This is a genomic window from Methylobacterium sp. Gmos3 (assembly GCF_056430985.1).
Genome location: NZ_JBWJYL010000002.1, coordinates 76776 through 98883, shown reverse-complemented (window position 1 = coordinate 98883; position 22108 = coordinate 76776). Strand labels below are relative to the sequence as shown.

Below are 22108 nucleotides of genomic sequence, written 5' to 3'. Positions count from 1 at the left end.
TCCGCGCTCAGGCCGCAACAGCGGCCGGCGCCGCTCGGCGGGCCGCTTCGAGGGCCCGGACCCTGGGCAGGATCTCGCGGCCGAAATAGGCGACCTCCTCCTGGAAGTGCAGGAAGGCCAGGAGCACGAGGTCGGCGCCCGCGTCCTTCAGGGCGATGATGCGCTCGGCGATCTGGTCCGGCGTGCCGATCAGGTTCGAGCGGAAGCCGTCATTGTACTGCACGAGATCGTCGAAGGTGGATTTCGCCCAGTTGCCCTCGCCCTCGGGGCTCGCCTTGCCGGCGTTCTTCACCTCATGGCCGAAGGCTTTCACCGCCTCGGGATCGGCATGGGCGATGATCTCATCGAGGACGGCGCGGGCCTCCTCCTCGGTGTCGCGGGCGATGACGAAGGCGTTCACGCCGATCTTCGGAGTATTGCCGCTCTCGGCCGCCTTGGCGCGGATGTCATCGACCTGGGCGCGGATCGCCTCCGGCGTGTTGCCGTTGGTGAAGTACCAATCGGAGACGCGCGCGGCCATGTCCCGCGCCGCCCGCGACGACCCACCCTGGAAGATCTCGGGCAGGGGCTCGGCCGGCTTCGGCTTCAGCGTGTAGTTCGTGTAGCGGTAGAAATCGCCCCGGAAGGTGAAGTTGTCCTGCGTCCAGATCCCGCGCAGGGAGCGGATGAACTCCTCGGAGCGGCGGTATCGCTCGTCATGGTCGAGCCAGGGCTCGCCGATGGCCCGGAACTCGCCCGAGAACCAACCCGAGACGATGTTCACCGCGATGCGCCCGCTCGTGAGCTGCGAGATCGTGGCGATCTGCTTGGCTGCGAGTGTCGGATTCCACGGACCCGGAAGGATCGCGGCGATCACCTTCAGCTTCGTGGTCGCCGCCAGCAGCGCGTGGCTGAAGGCGACCGATTCGTGCTGGTACTCCGCGCCGTAGCCGGCAGTGAAGCGGATCTGCGTCAGCGCGTAGTCGAACCCCGCCTCTTCCGCGATCTGCGCGAGCTTCCGGTTGTAATCCGCATCCCAGCTCGTGCGCTGGGGAATGCGGCTGATGACGAGGCCACCCGATACGTTCGGCACCCAGTAGGCGAAGCGCACAGGCTCGGCATCGTTGTGCTGGCGACGAGCGGTCATGGGGCGATGTCCTTCTGTAGCGCGAAGTACAGCGATACGCCGCCCGAAAGGCGCAGAAGTACTTCGATTTATTCGACAGAGGGAGTATCGCGAGCTAAAACCAGCGCGTCAAAGGAACGTTCGGCTGTTTTTAGGCGGGGAACCGGAACGGCGTGCCACCGTTCCCGCGCAGCCGTGGTCGGTTCGTTTCCTTGTCGGAATGAATACGAATCCGGCGGGGAATCAGGCCGGCTCGTGCAGCCGCCGCCACGCGAAGACACCGAACACGCCGACGAGGCAGGCCGCGATGCCGAACCACGTGAATGCATATTGCAGGTGGTTGTTCGGCAGATCCACACGCAACTGGCCGCCGCGCGGCCACGTCGTCTGGCCCGGCACGGCATCGGCCTCGATGAGGTAAGGCACGACATCGCCGAGCCCCCGTGCGGCGGCGATGCCCGGCACGTCGCGGTTGAACCACTCGCCCTTCGCGGGATCCGGCGCCGGGACGAAGAGGCCGCGCGGCTCGCTCCCCCGCAGGATGCCGGTGACGCTCGTCTCGCCCTCGATCAGGCCGTTGGTCCGGTCGGACTGCGCCTTCAATTCGGTCGGCACGAAGCCGCGATTGACGAGAACGGTCCCACCGTTGTCGCGCACGAAGGGCGTGATCACGTAATAGCCCTGCAACGCCCGTCCCGGCGTCTCACCAGCGGCGAGACCATGGACCAGCGTCTCCTTGTCGTTGAGGAAGCGACCCTTCACCCGCACGTGGCGAAATTCATCGGTCGGATCCCAAGCGGATGCGGCGGGCGGGTCGACCGGCGCGGCCTTCGACTCCGCCACGATCCGAGCGATCAGGTTTTCCTTCCAGGTCTTGCGCTCGACCTGCCATGTCCCGAGGCCGATCAGGATCGCCAGCGCGATGAGCGCGGCGAGCCCTGGCGCGATGAGGTCGCGCCACGCACCGGGACGGATGCCGCTCACAGCTCGAAGCGGCCCTCCTCGGCCTTGTTCTTGTATTGCAGGGCGATCAGCAGACCCTTCAGCGGGCGCACCAGCAGCAGACTCAGGCCCACCGACAGCGTGACCGCGACGGCGGCGTGAACCCAGATCGGCGGTTCGTAGGTGATCTCCAGCCACAGGGCCGTTCCGACCACCACGAGACCCACAATCGACATGACGAAGAAGGCCGGTCCATCCGCCGAATCGAAGCCCGAATAGTCGAGGTGGCAGGCCTCGCAGCGCGGTCGCAGGGCGAGGAAGCCCTGGAACAGGTGGCCTTCGCCGCAGCGCGGGCAGGCGCCGCGCAAGCCTGTCGGGATGGGCGGAGGCGTGGGCATGGTGGTCCGATACGTTGGAGTGGCACCTCCGATAGCGGATCGGCGCCGAACGAAGAAGGGGCGGCCGAAGCCGCCCCGTCATGTCTTCACATCATCGCGCCGATGGGCGGCATCGCCATCAATGCGCGGCGTGCCCGATGCCCGAGCCCCACACGTAGATGGCGGCGAACAGGAACAGCCACACGACATCGACGAAGTGCCAGTACCAAGCGGCGAACTCGAAGCCGAGATGCTGCTTGGGCGTGAACTGACCGGCATAGGCCCGCATCAGGCAGACGGCGAGGAAGATGGTGCCGATGATGACGTGGGCGCCGTGGAAGCCCGTCGCCATGAAGAACGTCGACGAGTAGATGCTGCCCGCGAAGCCGAACTCGGCGTGGCTGTACTCGAAGGCCTGACAGGCGGTGAAGATGACGCCGAGGACGATCGTCAGCCACAGGCCATACTTCAAGCCCTTGCGGTCACCTTCCAGCAGCGCATGGTGCGCCCAGGTGATGGTGGTGCCCGAGGTCAGCAGGATCAGGGTGTTCAGCAGCGGCAGGTGCCACGGATCGAACGCCTCGATGCCCTTCGGCGGCCAGACGCCGCCGGTGAACTCCACCCGAGAGACCTGGATCGGGTCGGCGGTGTAGAGGGCGGCCTCGAAGAACGCCCAGAACCACGCGACGAAGAACATCACCTCCGAGGCGATGAACATCATCATGCCGTAGCGGTGATGCAATTGGACGACGCGGGTGTGGTCGCCGGAATTGGCTTCGTGCGCCACGTCCTTCCACCACGAGAACATCGTGTAGAGGACGCCGACCGCGCCGAGGCCGAACACGTAGGGTCCCGGCGTCAAGGTGCCGATCTGGAGGCTCTTCATCCAGAACACGGCGCCGAAGGCCATGAGGAAGCCGGAGAAGGCGCCGATCAGCGGCCACGGACTTGGCGCGAGGATATGGAAGTCGTGATTCTTGGCGTGCGCCTCAGCCATCGTCCCGTCGCTCCTTACCCGGCGGCGTAAGCCCTTCCGGCACCACCGCTCTTGCCCAGCTTACCCGCAGCTTTAATCGCTGCGGCCCCGTAATGTCACGCACCCGCGATCAGAAATCGCGTTTCGTCCCCGAAGGTGCCGTGTTGGCCACGGCAGCCGTCACCGGCTGGCCGTTCTTGGAGGCGAAATACGTGTACGACAGCGTCATCTCGGAAAGATGCGCGGTGTTCGAATCGTCCCGCACCGCCGGGTCGACATAGAAGACCACCGGCACGTCGATGGTCTCGCCCGGCTGCAGGACCTGCTCGTTGAAGCAGAAACAGGCAATCTTCACGAAGTAGCCGCCCATCAGGCCGGGCTGGACGTTGAACGTCGCCACACCGGTCGAGGGCTTGTCGCCGGTGTTCTTCACGCGGAAGAACACGGTCTTGGTCTCGCCGAGCTTCGCCTCGACCTGGTTCGCCTCCGGGGCGAACTTCCACGGCAGGCCGGGGGCGACGTTGGTATCGAAATGGACGACCATGCTGTCGTCGCTGCGCGCGGCGGCCGCCGAGAGGGCCGGCCCCTGACGCGGTGTGCCGTCGTAGCCCGTCGCCTTGCAGAAGGCGTTGTAGAGAGGCACCGACGCGTAGGCGAGGCCGACCATTCCGAAGGCCACGCCCGCGCAGATGACCGCCGTGCGGGCAGCGCCACGGGAGGTCGGAGGACGAGGGGAGGGGCGAGGGGACAAGGCAGTCATCGCATCTCCCTCTAGAGCGGCCGGTTGAGGACCTGCGGGCCGAGCTTCGCGATGGTGAGCACGAAGAACAACAGCACCATGGCACCGAGCGCCAAGGCGATCGCCACCGAACGCTTGCGACGGCGGGCCTCCTCCTCGGGGGTGAGCGGCCGGTACTCGATCTTGGGATCGGGCATCATGGCTCAGGCCACGACCGCGTGGAACAGGCCGAGGCTCTGCTCCGCCAGGAGGGCCGAGAACAGCGCGAAGAGATAGAGAATCGAGAAGCCGAACAGGCCCATCGCCGCCTTCTTCTCGGCCTCGCCGATCTTGTTCTTGAGCACGCGGACGCTGAGCGCCACCATGCCGATCCCGCCCACGGTGCCGACAACGGCATAGAGCAGGCCGCCGAAACCAAGGGCGACCGGCACGAGGCCGAGCGGGGCGAGGAACAGCGAGTACCAGACGATCTGGCGGCGGGTGGAATCCGGCCCGGCGACGTTCGGCATCATGGGAATGCCGGCGCGGGCGTATTCGCCGGCCTTGATCAGCGCCAGCGCCCAGAAATGCGGCGGCGTCCAGATGAAGATGATCGCGAACAGGACCAGCGACTCGATGCCGACCTGGCCGGTGACGACCGCCTGCCCGATCACCGGGGGAAGGGCGCCGGCCGCCCCGCCGATCACGATGTTCTGCGCGGTCGCCCGCTTCAGCCACATCGAATAGATCACAGCATAGAACACGATGGTGAAGGCGAGCAGCGCCGCCGAAAGCCAGTTCGCGGCGAGCCCGAGCACCAGCACCGAGGCAACCGACAGGAACAGCCCGAAGCCCAGCGCCTCGCTCGAGGTGATCCGCCCGGCGGGGATGGGGCGTCCCGACGTCCGGGTCATCACGGCGTCGATGTCGGCGTCCCACCACATGTTGAGGCAGCCCGAGGCACCCGCGCCGACCGCGATCGCGAAGAGCGAGATCGCGCCGATGGCCGGAGAGACGTGGCCGTGCGAAACGCTCATCCCGACAAGGGCCGTGAAGATCACGAGGACCATCACCCGCGGCTTCAGCAGGGCGAAATAGTCCGGAACGTCGCCGCCGACGGTCGCGACCGCGGGGCTCAGGGTATTGGTGGCGCTCGTCATCAGGTTCGCTGCTGCTCGGCCGCAACCTCGCGACGGCTCACGCCACGGGGTCAACTCTCAGGTGCAAGTCCGTTCAAGGTGTCGGGGTCGTTCGACCCTCGTCCCCCGGCTATCGGCCCCGGGGCGCCCTTGCCGGGAGGTCGCTCGCGGCGGCCTCCGGGAAAGGGCGGGGGCCGCGAACGGCCCCCGGCTTCGTCTGGTTAGTGAGCGCCCGGCTCGTCGATGATACGGGGCAGCGTCTCGAACTGGTGGAAGGGCGGCGGGGAGGACAGGGTCCATTCCAGGGTGGTGGCACCCTCGCCCCACGGATTGTCCGCAGCCCGCTCCTTCGACCGGAACGCCAGGACGACGCCGATGATGAAGACGAACATGCCGAGGCCGAAGATGTGGCCGCCGTAGGTCGACACCTTGTGCCAGCCGGCGAAGGCTTCCGGATAGTCGGCGTAGCGACGCGGCATGCCCGCGAGGCCGAGGAAGTGCATCGGGAAGAACAGGACGTTCGCGCCGATGAAGGCCAGCCAGAAGTGCAGCTTGCCGGCCCATTCCGGGATGATGCGGCCGGTCATCTTCGGGAACCAGTAGTAGACACCGGCGAAGATGATGAACACGGCGCCGAGCGACAGCACGTAGTGGAAGTGCGCGACGACGTAGTAGGTGTCGTGCAGGTACTTATCGACCGCCGAGTTGGCGAGCACCACGCCGGTCACGCCGCCGACGGTGAAGAGGAAGATGAAGCCCACCGCCCAGTGCATCGCGGCGGTGAAGCGGATCGAGCCGCCCCACATGGTCGCGATCCAGGAGAAGATCTTCACGCCCGTCGGCACCGCGATCACCATGGTCGCGAAGACGAAGTAGGATTGCGTCTGGAGCGACAGGCCGACCGTGTACATGTGGTGCGCCCACACCACGAAGCCGACGACGCCGATGGCGACCATCGCGTAGGCCATCGCGAGGTAGCCGAAGACCGGCTTGCGCGAGAACGTGGCGATGATGTGCGACACGATGCCGAAGGCCGGCAGGATCATGATGTACACTTCGGGGTGACCGAAGAACCAGAACAGGTGCTGGTACAGGATCGGGTCACCGCCGCCGGCCGGGTCGAAGAACGTCGTGCCGAAGTTGCGGTCGGTCAGCAGCATCGTGATGGCGCCCGCGAGCACCGGCAGCGAGAGCAGCAGGAGGAACGCGGTCACCAGCTCGGCCCAGGCGAAGAGCGGCATCTTGTGCAGCGTCATGCCGGGGGCGCGCATGTTCAGGATGGTGGTGATGAAGTTGATGGCGCCGAGGATCGAGCCCGCGCCGGACAGGTGCAGGGCGAAGATCGCGAAGTCGACGGCCGGGCCGGGATGGCCGGCGGTCGAGAGCGGCGGGTAGACGGTCCAGCCCGTGCCGGCGCCGCTGGCGCCCGGGGCGCCCTCGACGAACAGCGAGCACAGCAGCGAGCAGAAGCCCGCGACGGTGAGCCAGAACGAAATGTTGTTCATGCGCGGGAACGCCATGTCCGGCGCGCCGATCATCAGCGGCACGAACCAGTTCCCGAAGCCGCCGATCAGGGCGGGCATCACCATGAAGAACACCATGATGAGGCCGTGGCCCGTGACGAAGACGTTATAGGTCGCGGGGTTCGAGAAATACTGGAGGCCGGGCTGCTCCATCTCCATCCGGATGCCGAAGGAGAGGAAGGCGCCGATGATGCCCGCGCAGAACGCGAACAGCAGGTACAGCGTGCCGATGTCCTTGTGGTTCGTCGAGAGGAACCAGCGGGCGAAGAACCCCGGCATGTGGTGGTCGTGGGCGTCGTGAGCCCCGGCATGGGTGGCGTGTGTTGCCATCTGAGACGTGCCTTACGGATGGACGGGTGCGTTGCGGAGGGCGGGCGCGGCTCAGCGCGCCTCGGCGAAGCTCTTGCTGTTGTCGATGGCGGCGTACTTGGTCTTGGCCTCCTTCAGCCAATCCGCGTAGGCCTGCTCGCTGACGACGCGCACGACGATGGGCATGTAGGCGTGGCGCTGGCCGCACAGCTCGGAGCACTGGCCGTGGAAGGTGCCTTCCTTCTCGGCCTTGAACCACATCTGGTTCAGGCGGCCGGGCACGGCGTCGATCTTGAAGCCGAAGGACGGCATCGCCCAGGAATGCAGCACATCCGAGGCGGTGACCTGGATCTTCACGATCTTGCCCACCGGCACGACCATCTCGTTGTCGGTCTGCAGCAGGCGGGGCTGCTTGTCCTCATCGAGGTTGGCGTCGAAGGCGAAGCCGCCGCCCTGCTCGGTCTGCGGATACTCGTAAGACCAGTACCAGGCGTGGCCGATGACCTTCACGATCATGTCCGCCTTCGGGTCCGAAAGCTGCGTGCGCAGCAGGCGGAAGGACGGGATCGCGACGGCGACGAGGATCAGCACCGGCACGATGGTCCAGGCGACCTCGATGGCGGTGTTGTGGGTGAAGCGCGAGGGGGTCGGGTTGCGCTTCTCGCCGAAGCGGAACACGCACCAGAGGATCAGGCCCAGCACGAACAGTGAGATCGCGAAGGATAGCCAGTGCAGGCCGATCTCGAAATTCAGGATGTCGCGGGCATTCTCCGTGACGGGAATCTGCCGGCTCATCTCCCACGGCACAGGTTGACCGAACCCGGCGGCCGAGGCCGGAGCGGCGCCGGCAAGTAATGCGCCGAGGAACGGCAAGGTCCAGAGTGACCTGGTGATCGTCCGCACCGTCCGCATCCCTCTCATGGCTCCCCGTCCACTTGCTGCAGGTCAACCGCCCCGTCTTGACTGTGCGGGGACCATCGCCGACCTGACGGATAGCTCGATCAGTCACCGAGCGAGCTTCCGCGAGTGGCTTCAGATCACAAGGACGACCGTGGTGCAACCACCCAAGCGTCGCATGGACGGCTTTCCAGAGGCTGGAGGTGTCGCGGATCGGCAACAGGCGGCGCCGCTCTCGATCGATGCGCCGATGGTCGTGGTCGACTACGCGGACGACGAGCCCCGGCCTGGGACGAGATCGCTGGCGGTCGAGGCCCCGGTCAATCTGGTCTACGGCAGCGTGCCGCATGCCGTGATGATGACCACCCCCGGCGATCTCGTGGATTTCGCCTACGGCTTCAGCCTGACCGAAGGGATCGTGGAGGATCTGTCCGAAATCCGGGATGTGCGTGTCGAAGCCGTCGAAGATGGCCTTCGTCTCCTCGTCGAGCTCGCTCCCGGCCGGTTGCGTGAGCACCTCGCGCGCAAACGCGCGATCAGCGGGCGGACGGGCTGCGGGGTCTGCGGAATCGAGGATCTGGCGGGCCTACCACGCGCCCGGTCGCAGCCGATCCCTACCCTGAGGGTGCCTGTCGCGGCGATCGCAAGGGCGCTGGGCGCGCTCGACGCCGCGCAGGAACTCGGCGCGAAGACGCGGGCCGTCCATGCTGCGGCCTGGGCCGATCTCGATGGAACGGTGCTGGCGGTCCGCGAGGATGTCGGGCGCCACAACGCCCTCGACAAGCTCATTGGCGCGATGATGCGGGCCGGCACCAATCCGGCCGAGGGGTTCCTCGTCATCACCAGCCGGTGCTCGTTCGAGATGGTGGAGAAGGCGGCCCGGCTTGGAACGGGCATGGTCGTGGCGATTTCCGCGCCGACCTCCCTCGCCCTGGAGCGGGCGAAGGAGCACGGGCTGACCCTCTGCGCGATTGCCCGATCCGATTCCCTCACCGTCTTCACCGGCGGCGAGAGACTGGTGCGATAGCCGGCTACTGCCCTGGCAGGGCGGCTTCGCCGTCCTTTCCGGCCGTGCCCGGCACGATGGTCGCGCCGCCGATCACCCGAACGTTGCGCTTGCCCTCGGCGGGCGGGTCCTTCCAATCCTGCTTCGGAGCCGCCGCCGCGGCGACGGGCTTGGGTGTTGCCTCGGGCTTGGGCTCGGCCGGCGGATTGGCGTTCGCCGCCGGATTGGTCGCCTCGGGCGCGGGTGACGCAGCCTCGGGCGTGACCTTCGGCGCGGGGGCGACGGGGCTCACCTTGGCCAGCGACGGCTTTTCCGGCGCCTTGACCGGACTGGTCCGCGCGACCTTGCGCGGTGGGTCGGCCCGGTGGCTGCCATCGGGGTTGAGGCCGAGCGGGTAGCTCTCCGCCGGACGGGCGGCCTCGAGGGTGGGGCGACGCGGCTGACGGGCGGCCGAACTGGGTTCGTAAGGTGCGGGCTGGGGCGGGCGGGCGACGTCGTCCTCGGTCCAGCCGTATCCGGGCATCGAGCGGACGGGCGGGCGTTCGAGGCGGGCGTAGACATCGGGCCCCGGCATCCGCTCGCGGCCCACGATGGCGCCGCTCGTCGGATCGACCACGAGTCGCACCGGCATGCCCGCCGGGCCGACTGCATCCACCAAATAGAAGCGGCCGTCGAAGCGCGGGCGCGACAACCCGGTGAAGCCCCGGTCGGCCAAGCGCCACGCGATCACGCGCGGCGGCAAAACGTCATCCTCGAAGAAGGTGCGCGCGAAGCCCTGCGCGTTCGCCGCACCGGCCGTGGCCGCAACGAGCGCGGCCGACAGAAGGGCCGCGCGCAAGGCACGCTTGTTCAGCCTGGCGCTCACGAGGTTGGCGCTCATGCTCATCACACTCTTTCCCGTTCCTGGAGACCCGGCCGGGTAATTCGGTTCCGGCATGGCCGTGTCCGGATCCTCCGGGGCTCGGCCATGCCGGCGAGGTCGTTGCCCCGCATGCCGCTTGTGCTCGGCCCCTTCCGTAGAGACGCCGATTCTGGCGATAATGCGAATGGCCGCATTCCGGATGGATCGCGCTGGCAACCTCTTGGGGTTGCAGCGCGGGCAAGACGCTGAAGCCCTTGCTGAAACCATTTCAATCTGCCAACTTCTCGATATAGGACAGCACCGCTGTCCCATTCGCCTCGATCGCGTGTCGCGCGCGGGCGCAATCGCCGGCAGAAGAGACCGCGCCGCCTTCGTGCGGGCGGGCCTCCGGGCACCGCCACACGAGGCGGCCCCGCTGCGTCTTTTGCGCCCCGGCCGGTCGAAGGTGGTATCGAGGCACGAAACCTGCTGGCAAACCCGAGGAATCGGGCACGGCTCGCGACGAGGGAAGGGACGAGAGGAAGCATGGCTGAGCGCGGACACGCCCACGAGCCGAACGCTCCCCGCGGCGCTGCGATGCCGCTCATCGTGCGCGACCCTGCTTTTCCGAAAGCCCAGGGCGCGTACGACCCTGCCCACGAACGCGACGCCTGTGGCGTCGGCTTCATCGCCGACATGCATGACCGGCGCAGCCATTCCATCGTGCAGCAGGGTCTGAAGATCCTCGAGAACCTCGACCACCGGGGCGCCGTCGGGGCCGATCCGAAGATGGGCGACGGTTGCGGCATCCTCACGCAGATTCCGCATGCCTTCTTCGCGGAGGAGTGCTCGCGCCTCGGCTTCGAGCTTCCGCCCGCCGGGCAATACGCCATCGCGCAGCTTTTCCTGCCGAAGGCCGAGCAGCCGCGCCGGGTGATCGAGGGCATCGTCGCACAGACGCTCGCGGCCGAGGGTCTGCCCCTGCTCGGCTGGCGCGACGTGCCGGTCGACTCATCCGATCTCGGCAAGGCGGTGCTCGCCACCGAGCCGTGCCACCGTCAGGTCTTCATCGGCTGCCCGGCTTCGGTGACGAACCAGGATGCGTTCGAGCGGCGCATCTACGTCGCCCGCAAGGCGATCTCGAACACGATCTACAAGCACGACGACTCCCGGATGAAGGAGTTCTATCCGGTCTCGGTCTCGACCCGCACCATCGTCTACAAGGGCATGGTGCTGGTGAACCAGCTCGGAAACTACTTCCTCGACCTGAAGGACGAGCGGTTTGTCTCGGCGCTGGCGCTCGTGCACCAGCGCTTCGCCACCAACACCTTCCCGACCTGGCGCCTGTCTCACCCGTATCGCTTCGTGGCGCATAACGGTGAAATCAACACGTTGCGCGGCAACGTGAACTGGATGGCCGCCCGTCAGGCGAGCGTCGATTCGGAGCTGTTCGGCAACGACATCTCGAAGCTCTGGCCGATCTCCTACGAGGGCCAGTCCGACACCGCCTGCTTCGACAATGCGCTCGAATTCCTGGTGATGGGCGGCTACCCGCTGGCCCACGCCATGATGATGCTCATCCCCGAGGCCTGGGCGGGCAACCCGCTCATGGACGAGGAGCGGCGCGCCTTCTACGAGTACCACGCCGCCCTGATGGAGCCGTGGGACGGCCCGGCCGCCGTGGCCTTCACCGACGGTCGCCAGATCGGCGCCACCCTCGACCGCAACGGCCTGCGCCCGGCGCGCTACATCGTCACCGACGATGGGCTCGTCGTGCTCGCCTCGGAGGCCGGCACGCTGCCGATCCCGGACGAGAAGATCGTCCAGTCCTGGCGCCTTCAGCCGGGACGGATGCTGCTCATCGACCTGCAGAAGGGCCGCATCGTCTCCGACGAGGAGATCAAGGGCGAACTCGCCCAGGCGCATCCCTATGCCGATTGGGTGAAGAACACCCAGATCGTGCTGGAAGACCTGCGCCCGGTGCAGCCGCGCGAGTCGCGCGGCGACGTCAACCTGCTCGATCGCCAGCAGGCCTTCGGCTACACGCAGGAAGACCTCAAGCTGCTGATGCAGCCCATGGCCGTCACCGGCCAGGAGGCGGTCGGCTCGATGGGCACGGATACGCCGCTTTCGGCGCTCTCCGAGAAGTCGAAGCTGCTCTACACCTACTTCAAGCAAAACTTCGCGCAGGTGACGAACCCGCCGATCGATCCGATCCGCGAGGAGGCCGTGATGAGCCTCGTCTCGTTCATCGGGCCGCGGCCGAACCTGCTCGACATGGAGGGCGCCTCCCGCCGCAAGCGGCTGGAAGTCCGCCAGCCGATTCTCACCAACGGCGATCTGGAGAAGATCCGCTCCATCGGCCATTTCGAGGACCGGTTCGACACCAAGACCCTCGACATGACCTACCCTGCCGAGAACGGCGCGGCGGCCATGGAGGGGGCGCTGGACCGTCTCTGCGACCGCGCCGAGGCGGCGGTGCGCGGCGGCTACAACATCATCGTGCTTACCGACCGGGCGGTCGGGCCGGATCGGATCCCGATTCCGGCGCTGCTCGCCACGGCGGCCGTGCACAATTACCTGATCCGCAAGGGGCTGCGCACCTCGGTCGGCCTCGTGGTCGAATCGGGCGAGCCGCGCGAGGTGCATCACTTCGCCTGCCTCGCCGGCTATGGCGCCGAGGCGATCAACCCGTACCTCGCCTTCGAGACCCTTCTCGAAATGAAGGACGAGTTCCCGCCGGACCTCACCGACGACGAGATCATCTACCGCTACATCAAGGCCATCGATAAGGGCCTTCTGAAGGTCATGTCCAAGATGGGCATCTCGACCTACCAGTCCTATTGCGGCGCGCAGATCTTCGACGCGGTGGGCCTGAACTCGGCCTTCGTGGCCCGGGACTTCTTCGGCACGGCGACGACCATCGAGGGCGTCGGCATGGCCGAGGTCGCGGAGGAGACGGTGCGCCGTCACCGCGACGCCTTCGGCGATGCCCCCGTTTACCGGAACGCACTGGATGTCGGCGGAGAGTACGCCTATCGCCTGCGCGGCGAGGTCCACACCTGGACGCCGGACACGGTGGCGACCCTTCAGCACGCGGTGCGCATGAACGTGCCCGAGCGCTACTGGGAATACGCCAAGCTGGTGAACCAGCAGGAGAACCAGCTCAAGACCCTGCGCGGGCTGTTCCGCATCAAGTCGGCCGAGGAGATCGGCCGGGCGCCGGTGCCGCTCGAGGCCGTCGAGCCGGCCGCCGAGATCGTGAAGCGGTTCGCCACCGGCGCCATGTCGTACGGCTCCATCTCCAAGGAGGCGCACGAGACGCTGGCCATCGCCCTCAACTCCTTCGGCGGTCGCTCGAACTCCGGTGAGGGCGGCGAGGAGGTCGAGCGGTTCAAGCCCCTGCCGGACGGGCGCTCGCGGCGCTCGGCCATCAAGCAGGTGGCATCGGGCCGGTTCGGCGTGACGACGGAGTACCTCGTCAACTCCGACATGATGCAGATCAAGGTGGCCCAGGGCGCCAAGCCCGGCGAGGGCGGCCAGCTGCCCGGCCACAAGGTCGATGCGAAGATCGCCAAGGTCCGCTACGCCACGCCGGGCGTCGGCCTGATCTCGCCGCCGCCGCATCACGACATCTACTCGATCGAGGATCTGGCCCAGCTGATCTTCGACCTGAAGAACGTGAACCCCTCGGCCGACGTTTCGGTGAAGCTCGTCTCCGAGGTCGGCGTCGGCACCGTCGCGGCGGGCGTCGCGAAGGCGCGGGCGGACCACATTACCATCTCAGGCTTCGACGGGGGGACGGGCGCCGCGCCGCTCACCTCGCTCAAGCACGCGGGTGGCCCGTGGGAGACCGGCCTTGCCGAGACCCAGCAGACGCTGGTCCTCAACGGCCTGCGCGGGCGCGTCGCCCTTCAGGCAGATGGCGGCCTGCGCACCGGGCGGGACGTGATCGTCGCGGCGCTCCTCGGCGCGGACCAGATGGGCTTCTCGACCGCGCCTCTTATCGCGGCCGGCTGCATCATGATGCGCAAGTGCCACCTGAACACCTGTCCGGTGGGCGTGGCGACGCAGGATCCCGTCCTGCGCAAGCGCTTCAAGGGCACGCCCGAGCACGTTGTGAACTACTTCTTCTTCGTGGCGGAGGAGGTCCGGGAGATCCTGGCCGCCCTCGGCTTCACGAAGCTCGAAGAGGTGGTGGGCCGCTCGGATCTGCTCGACAAGGTTGCGGCCATCTCCCACTGGAAGGCGAAGGGCCTCGACTTCACCAAGCTGTTCCACCGGCCGGATGTCGGGCCCGAGATGGCGATCCGCCACGTCGAGCGGCAGCATCACCCGATCGACACGGTTCTCGACCGTCGACTGATCGAGGGCGCGCGGAGTGCCATCGCCAACGGGGAGCCGGTGGTCCTCACCGACACGATCCGCAATTCGGATCGTGCCGCGGGCGCCATGCTCTCGGGCGAGGTCGCCAAGGCGCACGGCCATGACGGCCTGCCCGACGACACGATCAAGGTGCAGCTTTCGGGCACCGCCGGCCAGAGCTTCGGCGCCTGGGCGGCGGCGGGCGTGACCCTCGAACTGACCGGCCACGGCAACGACTATGTCGGCAAGGGCCTGTCGGGCGGCAAGTTGATCATCCGGCCGAGCGACGCTCTCAAGTCTCCGTCCGAGCGGACGATCATGGTCGGCAACACCGTGCTTTACGGGGCCATCGCGGGCGAGTGCTACATCCGTGGTTCGGCCGGCGAGCGGTTCGCGGTGCGCAACTCCGGCGCCATCGCCGTGGTCGAGGGCATGGGCGACCATGGCTGCGAGTACATGACCGGCGGCGTGGTCGTGTCCATCGGCGAGACCGGGCGCAACTTCGCGGCGGGCATGTCGGGCGGCCTCGCCTACGTGCTCGACGAGGACGGTTCGTTCTCCAAGCGCTGCAACCTGTCGATGGTCGATCTGGAGCCTGTCGAGGAGGAGGACGACCTGATGCGTCGCTTCCACCAGGACGGCGACCTGGAGACTAAGGGCCGGGTGGACATCCTCGCGGACATGTCCGGCCACGACGAGGAGCGGCTGAGCCAGCTCATCACCAACCATATGAAGTACACGGGCAGCCCGAAGGCCAAGGCGATTCTCGACAACTGGGCGGAGTACCGCACCAAGTTCGTCAAGGTGATGCCGGTGGAGTATCGCCGCGCGCTGCGCGAGATGGAGATGGCGCGGATGCCGGTGGCGGCGGAGTAGGGAGGCGGGCGATGGGGGAGCAGGTCGCGCGCGTCCGCCTCGTGCGGACGCTGGACGGCCAGCGGGTCGAGATCCCCGCTGGCTTTGCCCTTCGGGCGGAGGAGGCCATCCTCCGCACCGATGGCGGCCGGCTCGTGCTCGAACCGGTGGCAACCCCTTCGCTGTTGGCGGTCCTGGCGGGGCTCGACGACCTCGATATGGACTGGCCGGAGATCGCGGACCCGCCGCCGGACGAGGTCCGGTTGTGAATGCGCTATCTGCTCGACACCAACATCCTCTCGGCGCTGGTCCGGCATCCGAGGGGTGTCGTCGCCGAGACGGTCGCGAAGGTGGGCGAGGAGGCGGTCTACACTTCCATCGTCGCGGCGGCGGAACTGCGGTACGGCGCGGCGCGCAAGGAATCGGACCGGCTGACCCGGCAGGTGGAGGCGGTGCTGGCGGCCATTCCCGTCGCCCCGTGGCATCCGCCCTGCGATAGGATTTACGCCGATCTGCGGACTCACCTCGAGAGGGAGGGCACGCCGATCGGAGGCAACGACCTACTCATCGGAAGCCACGCGGTCGCCGACGAGAGCATCCTAGTGACGGACAATACGAGGGAGTTCGGGCGAATCCCCGGCCTGACGATCGAGAACTGGCTTCGGCCCTGACGATCGCCTCCGCGGACGGACCGGCTTTCACGAACTGAGACAACGGCGCGATTGGACTGATCGATGGGCAAGATCACGGGCTTCCTCGAATTCGATCGGCAGGAGCAGAAGTACCAGCTCGCCGCCGACCGCGTTCGGCATTTCCGCGAGTTCACGCTCCCGCTGGACGAGCATGACCTGACCAAGCAGGCGGCCCGCTGCATGGATTGCGGCATCCCGTTCTGCCATGGCCCAACCGGCTGCCCGGTCCACAACCAGATCCCGGACTGGAACGATCTCGTCTTCCAGTCGGATTGGCAGGAGGCTTCGCGCAACCTCCATTCCACGAACAACTTCCCCGAGTTCACCGGCCGCATCTGCCCAGCGCCGTGCGAGGAAGCCTGCACGCTGAACCTCGAAAACCAGCCGGTCGCGATCAAGACCATCGAGCAGGCCATCGCAGACCGCGCCTGGAACATGGGCTGGATCCAGCCCGAGGTGCCGGAAGTCCGCACCGGCAAGCGCGTGGCGGTGATCGGTTCCGGCCCGGCCGGCATGGCGGCGGCGCAGCAGCTCGCCCGGGTCGGGCACGATGTCCACGTCTTCGAGCGCGAGCCGAAGGCCGGTGGCCTGCTCCGCTACGGCATCCCGGACTTCAAGATGGAGAAGCGCCACATCGACCGGCGCGTGAAGCAGATGGAAGCCGAAGGCGTCGTCTTCCACTACAACGAGAATATCGGCGTCACGAAATCCGTCGAGGAGCTGAAGGCCAAGTTCGACGCGGTGATCTTCTGCGGCGGTGCCGAGGATCCGCGCAACCCGAACCTGCCGGGCCAAGAGCTGGAGGGCGTCCATTACGCGATGCCCTACCTCGTCCAGTCGAACCGCCGGGTCGGCCAGGAACCGATGCGCGGCAACGGTGAGGCGCCGATCCTGGCCAACGGCAAGAACGTCGTGGTGATCGGCGGCGGTGATACCGCCTCCGATTGTGTCGGCACTGCCTTCCGCCAGGGCGCCCTGTCGGTGACGCAGCTCGACATCCGCCCGCGCCCGCCGGAGCGTGAAGACAAGCTGACCGTGTGGCCTTACTGGCCGACCAAGATGCGCACTTCGTCGAGCCAGGCGGAAGGCGCCGAGCGCGAGTTCCAGGCGGCGACCTTGCGGCTCGAGGGCAACAAGAAGGGCGTGCTGACCGGCGTGGTCTGCGCCCGCGTCGATGCCAAGCGGCAGCCGATCCCGGGCACGGAATTCGTGCTGCCGGCCGATCTCGTCTTCATGGCGATCGGCTTCGCCGGCTCGGTGCAGAAGGGTCTGCTGGAGCAATCCGGCATCACCGTCGACAAGCGCGGCAACGTCACGGCCAACGAGGAGGATTACCGCACCTCCGATGCGAAGATCTGGGCGGCGGGCGACATGCGTCGCGGGCAGTCCCTGGTCGTGTGGGCGATCCGCGAGGGCCGTCAGGCCGCCCGCGCCATCGATGAAGCGCTCATGGGCGCGAGCGTCCTGCCGCGCTGAGGCGCGGCAGGGTTCAGCCGGGCGGCCAGCGGAAATCGTCGGCCCGCCCCGGCTGCGGCGCGGGGGCATTGCCGCGCTGAAGCGTGCGCTCCACCGTCCCGGTGGAATCGCCGTCGAGGGGGCGTCCGGTCATCAGCACGCCACCGGGCGACATCTCGTTGCGCGACAGCGGTATGATCGGCCCGGCCGCCGGCTTCACCGGCAGGGCGGGAATGCCGTTCGGCTCCGGCAGGCTCGGCAGCATCGCGGTGATCTGCCGATCGATGGCCGCCGTATCGGCCGGCTGCGCCTCTCCTCCATCGAGACTCGCACCCGGCACGCCGGCAGGAACGCCCGGTGAAACGGCGGCCGTGGCGGGTTGCTCGGACAGCGACGGTGCTGCCGTGCCCATCAGCCGCTTGAGCTCGACATCGGCGAAATGCGCGAGCTTGCGGCTGCCCGCCTTGGTGAAGTGGACGCCGTCCGAGGTCCGCAGCTTCGCGATCTGCCCTTCCGGGTCCGGGCCGGAAGCCGTGTAGCGGTCGCGGTCGTCCACGAAGCCCGGCCAGATGTCGACATAGGTCGCGCCGGCCTTCGTCACCGCCTCGCGCACCACGTCGTTGATGGAGGCGAGATCGCGGGTCAGGCCCTGGCTCTGCATCGGCGGCAGGCCGACCCAGATCAGCGGGATCTTCCGGTCGGTGAACGGCTTCACCATCGCCTCGACCCGTGCCCGGTAAAGCTCCTTCCAGCGGTCGGTGAGCGGATCGACCGTCGCATCGCCGTCGCGGATCGGCTGCCTGTCGTTGGCGCCGATCATGACGAGGCCGTAGCGCACCTTCGGGTTGGCCGTCAGGTAATCCTCGGCCACTTTCGGCCAGTCCACCACGTCCTTGCGGACGAGGCCGCTGTCGCCCTTCGCGCGGTCGATCACCGCGACGTCGGCATTGTCCTCGAAGGCGTCGTCCAGGCCCTTGGCGAGATGGTCGGCGAGGGAATCGCCGAACACGGCGATCTGCACGCTCGGGTCGGACTTGGCGGCGGCGGCCTTCGGCGGCTCGGGCGGCCGGACACGCTGCGGGCGACGGTGGACGGTCGGCACACGCTGGCTGTCAGCGGTGCCGTAGTTGCGCTGGCGGGGCGGCGGCGGGCGATACGCGCGCTCGGGCGGCGGCGCGGCCTGCTGCGGCCGGTCTTCCCATGGCCAGTAGAACTGGCGTTGCGGCTCCGGCTGCGGGGCGTAGCGCTGCGGCCGGCCATAGGCACCGTCGTCGCGGTAATAGGCATCGCGCGCCCGGCGGCGGGGCGGCGCCTGGTAATAACCGCCGCGCGGGTCGGCGTAGCCATCGCCCCATTGGGCCGATGCCTCGCCCGGCGCCAGCACCATGAGGGCGAGCAGGGCCGCCAGGGAGAGAGGAGAGAAGGGTCTCGTCATACAACTCACGCCTTCCGCCGCGCGCACCCGGAGGAGTGCATCACGATAGCGGAACGAACCTGTGCCGTCTAAGCGCGCGGGCCTGCGATGGTTCATCGCCCCTTGAGATGCGCGAGCAGGGCTGGCGAGGCGTAGCCGTCCGCCGGCAGTCCGGCATCGATCTGATAGCGCCGCACCGCCTCGCGCAGCTTCGGCCCGGCGCGGCCATCGGCCTCGCCCTGGTAGACTCCCTTGCCGGCGAGGGCCTGTTGAAGGGCCTTGAGTCCGGCGCTGTCGAGCCGAGGCGCCTTGGTCGGCCATGGAGCGATGAGGGCCGGGCCACCGGCAAGACGATCCGCCAGATGGCCGACGGCCAGCGCGTAGGAATCGGAGGTGTTGTAGCCCCGGATCACCTCGAAATTGTCGGTGAGCAGGAAGACCGGGCCGCCGCGCCCACCCGGCAGGAACAGGCTCGCCTTGCCGGCGCGGGGGAGGGCGCCGCCATCGGTGCGGGCAACGCCCCGCGCGGCGAAATCGGAAAGATCGCCGGCATAGCGGCTGAGATCGAAATCGTCGGGCAGGCTCACCGCGTAACCCCAGGACACGCTGGGGTTCCAGCCGAGATCCTTGAGGTACGCCGCGATGGAGGCGAGCGCATCGGCGTCGTCCTGCCAGATGTCCCGGCGCCCATCGCCGTCGAAATCGACCGCATGGCCGAGATAGGTCGAGGGCAGGAACTGCACTTGCCCCATCGCCCCCGCCCACGAGCCGGTCATCGCCGTCGGGGTGATGTCGCCCCGTTGGAGCACCTGAAGCGCGTCCAACAACTCGTTACGGAAGAGGACGCCGCGATGCCCGGCGGCGGCGAGGGTCGCCAAGGCCTTCACGGTGGAAACGGAGCCGGCGCTGGCGCCGAAATCCGATTCGACGCCCCATATCGCCAGCACCATGCTGTCGGGCACGCTGTAGCGCGCCTCGATCGTCTTGAGGGTCTCGGCCAGCGCCAGCCCGCGCGCACGTCCGCGCGCGATGCGCCCCGGCGTCACCGCGCCGACGAGATAGTCCCACACCGGACGGCTGAACTCGCCTTGCTTCTTGGTGCGTGCCAGGATCGCCGGGTCCGGCGCCGTCACGTCTCGGAACGCGGCCTCGAAGGTCGCGTCCGAGATGCCGCGCGAGACGGCATCCCGACGCAGGTCCGCGAGGAAGCTCGCGAAAGATGCGCCCCCCTCGGGCTTCGCGGACGCGGCGGAGCTTGCGAGAAGCGCGAGGGCGGAGAAAACCGCCGCGAGCCGGCGCATGGCTCAGACCCGGTTGCGCTTGGTGAGGTGATCCTCCCAGGCCATGGCCTGGGTGACGATGGTGTGGAGATCGTCGTAGCGGGGCACCCAGCCGAGTCGGTCGCGGATCTTGTCGGCTCCGGCGATGATCCGGGCGGGATCGCCGGCCCGGCGCGGGCAGATCTTCACAGTGAAATCCTTGCCCGACACCGTCTTGACCACCTCGACCACCTCGAGGACCGAGTAGCCCCGTCCGTAGCCGCAATTCAGCACGAGGCTTTCGCCGCCGCCGCGCAGATGGTCGAGGGCGAGGCGGTGCGCCTCCGCGAGATCGCTGACCTGGATATAGTCGCGCAGGCACGAGCCGTCCGGTGTCGGATAGTCTGTCCCGTAGACGTCGAGCCGCTCCCGCTGCCCGAGCGCAGCCTGCGTGGCGACCTTGATGAGGTGAGTCGCGTTCGGAGTCGATTGGCCAGACCGGCCCTTCGGATCCGCCCCGGCGACATTGAAGTAGCGCAGCACCACGTAGGAGAAGCCGAGCGCCGCGGCGGCGTCCGCGATCATCCACTCGCTCATCAGCTTGGAGCGGCCATAGGGGTTGATCGGGTTGAGCGTCACCGTTTCCGTCACCGGCACGACTTCCGGCTCGCCGTAGACGGCCGCCGTCGAGGAGAAGATGACGTGGCGCACGCCCGCCTGCACGGCGGCCTCGATCAGCGCGCGGGTCTTCACCGTGTTCGCGAGGTAATAGCCGAGCGGATCGGAGACCGATTCCGGCACAACAATCTTCGCGGCGAAATGCGCCAGCGCATCGATTCCGTGCTCGCGGATGGTCCGTGCGACCAGATCCTGATCGGCCACGTCGCCCACGACGAGCGTGACGCCTTCGGGGACTGCCCAATCGAAGCCCGTGGAGAGATCGTCGAGGACGACCACTTCCTCATGCCCCGCATCGAGCAGCGCCAGCACCATGTGGCTGCCGATATAGCCGGCCCCGCCTGTCACCAGCACCGCCATCTTGTCGTCTCCGTTGAACCCGGGAGTTAACGCTACAGGTAGCGTCCGACGATATATTTACGGCGGACTGCCGGGCAGTATCATGAAACGGGCCTTGCGATGGCCGTTGCGGTCTGTCTCATCGTCCGGGAATCTCATCAACTCTATCGCTTCAAGGCCAACGCACGATGAAACCGATCCGCAAGGCCGTCCTCCCCGTCGCGGGTTTGGGCACGCGTTTCCTGCCGGCGACCAAGGCCGTACCAAAGGAGATGCTGACCGTCGTGGACCGGCCGGTCGTCCAGCATGTGGTGGACGAAGCGCGCGAGGCGGGCATCGAGCATTTCATCTTCGTCACCGGCCGGGGCAAGGCCGTGATCGAGGACCATTTCGACATCGCCTTTGAGCTCGATCGCACCCTCGTGGAGCGTGGCAAGCAGGCCGCCTACGATGAGCTGCAGAAGGACCTGCCCAAGGCGGGCCAGACGAGCTTCACCCGCCAGCAGGCGCCGCTTGGCCTCGGCCACGCCGTGTGGTGCGCCCGCGAGATCGTCGGAGACGAGCCCTTCGCCGTGCTCCTGCCCGACATGCTGAGCCGGGGCTGCATGGCCCAGATGCTCGCCGCCTACGAGCGGCACGGCGGCAACGTCATCGCCGTCGAGGAGGTCGCCCCCGAGGAGACCCATCAATACGGCATCGTCAGTGTCGGCGAGACCTACGGCCAGACCTTCGAGATCACCGGCATGGTCGAGAAGCCGAAGCAGGGCACCGCGCCCTCGAACTTCATCATCTCGGGCCGCTACATCCTCCAGCCCGAGATCTTCGGCATCCTGGAGCATGGCAAGAAGGGCGCGGGCGGCGAGATCCAACTCACCGACGCCATGATCGACCTGATGGACGAGCAATCCTTCTATGGGATGCGCTACGAGGGCCGCACCTACGACACCGGCTCGAAGCTCGGCTTCCTCACCGCCAACGTCGCCTACGCCCTCGACCGTCCCGACCTCGCCGGGCCGCTCAAGGCCGAGATCGCGAAGCTTCTCTCCGACCATTGAGGACAGACCCCCGTTTCAGCGGGGGTGCCATGCGCCGTAAGCGGGCTAAGCGGAACGATTGGCCCTTGTCTTTTGTGCGCCGCACTGTAGTTTGTGCATCGCAGGAACGCGATGGCGTCGCGGTCCTGCTGCCCTTCTTGGGCGTTTCCTCCCTAGACTTCGG

General features: G+C 67.5%; 19 protein-coding genes. 6 read left to right on the top strand and 13 right to left on the bottom strand.

Features of this window, described 5'->3' with window-relative positions:
• Nucleotides 1–7: 7 nt before the first annotated feature.
• From sfnG to coxB, 9 genes are all read right to left on the bottom strand, one after another.
• On the bottom strand, nt 8–1126 hold the full coding sequence (sfnG, locus tag ACS5Q7_RS03895) for a dimethylsulfone monooxygenase SfnG (RefSeq protein ID WP_478338115.1): 1119 nt from the start codon (nt 1124–1126) through the stop codon (nt 8–10).
• Nucleotides 1127–1348: 222 nt separating this feature from the next.
• A complete protein-coding gene (locus tag ACS5Q7_RS03890) occupies nt 1349–2089 on the bottom strand; it encodes an SURF1 family protein (RefSeq protein ID WP_478338114.1) in 741 nt (246 codons plus the stop codon).
• Nucleotides 2086–2445, bottom strand: a complete 360-nt coding sequence (locus ACS5Q7_RS03885; protein WP_478338113.1) for a DUF983 domain-containing protein — start codon at nt 2443–2445, stop codon at nt 2086–2088. The genes ACS5Q7_RS03890 and ACS5Q7_RS03885 overlap by 4 nt, the downstream gene beginning before the upstream one ends.
• A gap of 118 nt (nt 2446–2563) precedes the next feature.
• Nucleotides 2564–3421: a cytochrome c oxidase subunit 3 gene (locus ACS5Q7_RS03880; protein ID WP_478338112.1), complete on the bottom strand. Its 858-nt coding sequence runs from the start codon at nt 3419–3421 to the stop codon at nt 2564–2566.
• A 109-nt stretch (nt 3422–3530) separates the two neighbouring features.
• A complete protein-coding gene (locus ACS5Q7_RS03875; protein ID WP_478338111.1) occupies nt 3531–4160 on the bottom strand; it encodes a cytochrome c oxidase assembly protein in 630 nt (209 codons plus the stop codon).
• Between the two features lie 11 nt (nt 4161–4171).
• The gene (locus ACS5Q7_RS03870) at nt 4172–4336 is read right to left on the bottom strand and encodes a hypothetical protein (protein ID WP_478338110.1); all 165 of its coding nucleotides are present in this window, start codon (nt 4334–4336) and stop codon (nt 4172–4174) included.
• A gap of 6 nt (nt 4337–4342) precedes the next feature.
• Nucleotides 4343–5278 (bottom strand): heme o synthase, encoded by a 936-nt coding sequence (locus ACS5Q7_RS03865; protein ID WP_478338109.1) that lies wholly within the window; start codon nt 5276–5278, stop codon nt 4343–4345.
• A gap of 200 nt (nt 5279–5478) precedes the next feature.
• Nucleotides 5479–7110, bottom strand: a complete 1632-nt coding sequence (ctaD, locus tag ACS5Q7_RS03860; RefSeq protein WP_478338108.1) for a cytochrome c oxidase subunit I — start codon at nt 7108–7110, stop codon at nt 5479–5481.
• A gap of 51 nt (nt 7111–7161) precedes the next feature.
• Nucleotides 7162–8001, bottom strand: coding sequence for a cytochrome c oxidase subunit II (gene coxB, locus ACS5Q7_RS03855; protein ID WP_478338107.1), 840 nt, complete (start codon nt 7999–8001; stop codon nt 7162–7164).
• A gap of 163 nt (nt 8002–8164) precedes the next feature.
• On the opposite strand from coxB, the gene fdhD reads away from it, so the two are divergent.
• On the top strand, nt 8165–9013 hold the full coding sequence (fdhD, locus tag ACS5Q7_RS03850; RefSeq protein ID WP_478338549.1) for a formate dehydrogenase accessory sulfurtransferase FdhD: 849 nt from the start codon (nt 8165–8167) through the stop codon (nt 9011–9013).
• A gap of 4 nt (nt 9014–9017) precedes the next feature.
• On the opposite strand, the gene ACS5Q7_RS03845 is transcribed toward fdhD, so the two are convergent.
• Nucleotides 9018–9878, bottom strand: coding sequence for a hypothetical protein (locus ACS5Q7_RS03845; RefSeq protein ID WP_478338106.1), 861 nt, complete (start codon nt 9876–9878; stop codon nt 9018–9020).
• Between the two features lie 501 nt (nt 9879–10379).
• Between ACS5Q7_RS03845 and gltB the strand changes: the two genes are divergently transcribed.
• The 4 genes from gltB (at nt 10380) to ACS5Q7_RS03825 (ending at nt 17221) form a co-directional block, all read left to right on the top strand.
• Nucleotides 10380–15074 (top strand): glutamate synthase large subunit, encoded by a 4695-nt coding sequence (gene gltB / locus ACS5Q7_RS03840; protein WP_478338105.1) that lies wholly within the window; start codon nt 10380–10382, stop codon nt 15072–15074.
• A gap of 11 nt (nt 15075–15085) precedes the next feature.
• Nucleotides 15086–15322, top strand: a complete 237-nt coding sequence (locus ACS5Q7_RS03835; protein ID WP_478338104.1) for an antitoxin — start codon at nt 15086–15088, stop codon at nt 15320–15322.
• Nucleotides 15323–15724: a PIN domain-containing protein gene (locus ACS5Q7_RS03830; protein WP_478338103.1), complete on the top strand. Its 402-nt coding sequence runs from the start codon at nt 15323–15325 to the stop codon at nt 15722–15724.
• Nucleotides 15725–15787: 63 nt separating this feature from the next.
• Nucleotides 15788–17221, top strand: coding sequence for a glutamate synthase subunit beta (locus ACS5Q7_RS03825; RefSeq protein ID WP_478338102.1), 1434 nt, complete (start codon nt 15788–15790; stop codon nt 17219–17221).
• Between the two features lie 13 nt (nt 17222–17234).
• On the opposite strand, the gene ACS5Q7_RS03820 is transcribed toward ACS5Q7_RS03825, so the two are convergent.
• The 3 genes from ACS5Q7_RS03820 to galE form a co-directional block, all read right to left on the bottom strand.
• Nucleotides 17235–18635: an SGNH/GDSL hydrolase family protein gene (locus ACS5Q7_RS03820; protein ID WP_478338101.1), complete on the bottom strand. Its 1401-nt coding sequence runs from the start codon at nt 18633–18635 to the stop codon at nt 17235–17237.
• Between the two features lie 92 nt (nt 18636–18727).
• Nucleotides 18728–19915, bottom strand: coding sequence for a lytic murein transglycosylase (locus tag ACS5Q7_RS03815; RefSeq protein WP_478338100.1), 1188 nt, complete (start codon nt 19913–19915; stop codon nt 18728–18730).
• A 3-nt stretch (nt 19916–19918) separates the two neighbouring features.
• Complete coding sequence (galE, locus tag ACS5Q7_RS03810; protein ID WP_478338099.1) at nt 19919–20911, bottom strand: UDP-glucose 4-epimerase GalE; 993 nt, start codon at nt 20909–20911, stop codon at nt 19919–19921.
• Between the two features lie 167 nt (nt 20912–21078).
• On the opposite strand from galE, the gene galU reads away from it, so the two are divergent.
• On the top strand, nt 21079–21945 hold the full coding sequence (gene galU / locus ACS5Q7_RS03805; RefSeq protein WP_478338098.1) for a UTP--glucose-1-phosphate uridylyltransferase GalU: 867 nt from the start codon (nt 21079–21081) through the stop codon (nt 21943–21945).
• The last annotated feature ends 163 nt before the right edge of the window (nt 21946–22108 follow it).

What these genes read in the sequence shown, in the direction of transcription:
- ACS5Q7_RS03865 (WP_478338109.1), bottom strand. Translation starts at nt 5,278, where the DNA reads ATGACGAGCGCCACCAATACCCTGAGCCCCGCGGTCGCGACCGTCGGC.
- galU (WP_478338098.1), top strand. Translation starts at nt 21,079, where the DNA reads ATGAAACCGATCCGCAAGGCCGTCCTCCCCGTCGCGGGTTTGGGCACG.
- ACS5Q7_RS03830 (WP_478338103.1), top strand. Translation starts at nt 15,323, where the DNA reads ATGCGCTATCTGCTCGACACCAACATCCTCTCGGCGCTGGTCCGGCAT.
- ACS5Q7_RS03815 (WP_478338100.1), bottom strand. Translation starts at nt 19,915, where the DNA reads ATGCGCCGGCTCGCGGCGGTTTTCTCCGCCCTCGCGCTTCTCGCAAGC.
- ACS5Q7_RS03885 (WP_478338113.1), bottom strand. Translation starts at nt 2,445, where the DNA reads ATGCCCACGCCTCCGCCCATCCCGACAGGCTTGCGCGGCGCCTGCCCG.
- ACS5Q7_RS03825 (WP_478338102.1), top strand. Translation starts at nt 15,788, where the DNA reads ATGGGCAAGATCACGGGCTTCCTCGAATTCGATCGGCAGGAGCAGAAG.
- ACS5Q7_RS03845 (WP_478338106.1), bottom strand. Translation starts at nt 9,878, where the DNA reads ATGAGCATGAGCGCCAACCTCGTGAGCGCCAGGCTGAACAAGCGTGCC.
- ctaD (WP_478338108.1), bottom strand. Translation starts at nt 7,110, where the DNA reads ATGGCAACACACGCCACCCATGCCGGGGCTCACGACGCCCACGACCAC.
- fdhD (WP_478338549.1), top strand. Translation starts at nt 8,165, where the DNA reads ATGGACGGCTTTCCAGAGGCTGGAGGTGTCGCGGATCGGCAACAGGCG.
- coxB (WP_478338107.1), bottom strand. Translation starts at nt 8,001, where the DNA reads ATGCGGACGGTGCGGACGATCACCAGGTCACTCTGGACCTTGCCGTTC.
- ACS5Q7_RS03875 (WP_478338111.1), bottom strand. Translation starts at nt 4,160, where the DNA reads ATGACTGCCTTGTCCCCTCGCCCCTCCCCTCGTCCTCCGACCTCCCGT.
- ACS5Q7_RS03835 (WP_478338104.1), top strand. Translation starts at nt 15,086, where the DNA reads ATGGGGGAGCAGGTCGCGCGCGTCCGCCTCGTGCGGACGCTGGACGGC.
- galE (WP_478338099.1), bottom strand. Translation starts at nt 20,911, where the DNA reads ATGGCGGTGCTGGTGACAGGCGGGGCCGGCTATATCGGCAGCCACATG.
- ACS5Q7_RS03820 (WP_478338101.1), bottom strand. Translation starts at nt 18,635, where the DNA reads ATGACGAGACCCTTCTCTCCTCTCTCCCTGGCGGCCCTGCTCGCCCTC.
- ACS5Q7_RS03880 (WP_478338112.1), bottom strand. Translation starts at nt 3,421, where the DNA reads ATGGCTGAGGCGCACGCCAAGAATCACGACTTCCATATCCTCGCGCCA.
- sfnG (WP_478338115.1), bottom strand. Translation starts at nt 1,126, where the DNA reads ATGACCGCTCGTCGCCAGCACAACGATGCCGAGCCTGTGCGCTTCGCC.
- gltB (WP_478338105.1), top strand. Translation starts at nt 10,380, where the DNA reads ATGGCTGAGCGCGGACACGCCCACGAGCCGAACGCTCCCCGCGGCGCT.
- ACS5Q7_RS03870 (WP_478338110.1), bottom strand. Translation starts at nt 4,336, where the DNA reads ATGCCCGATCCCAAGATCGAGTACCGGCCGCTCACCCCCGAGGAGGAG.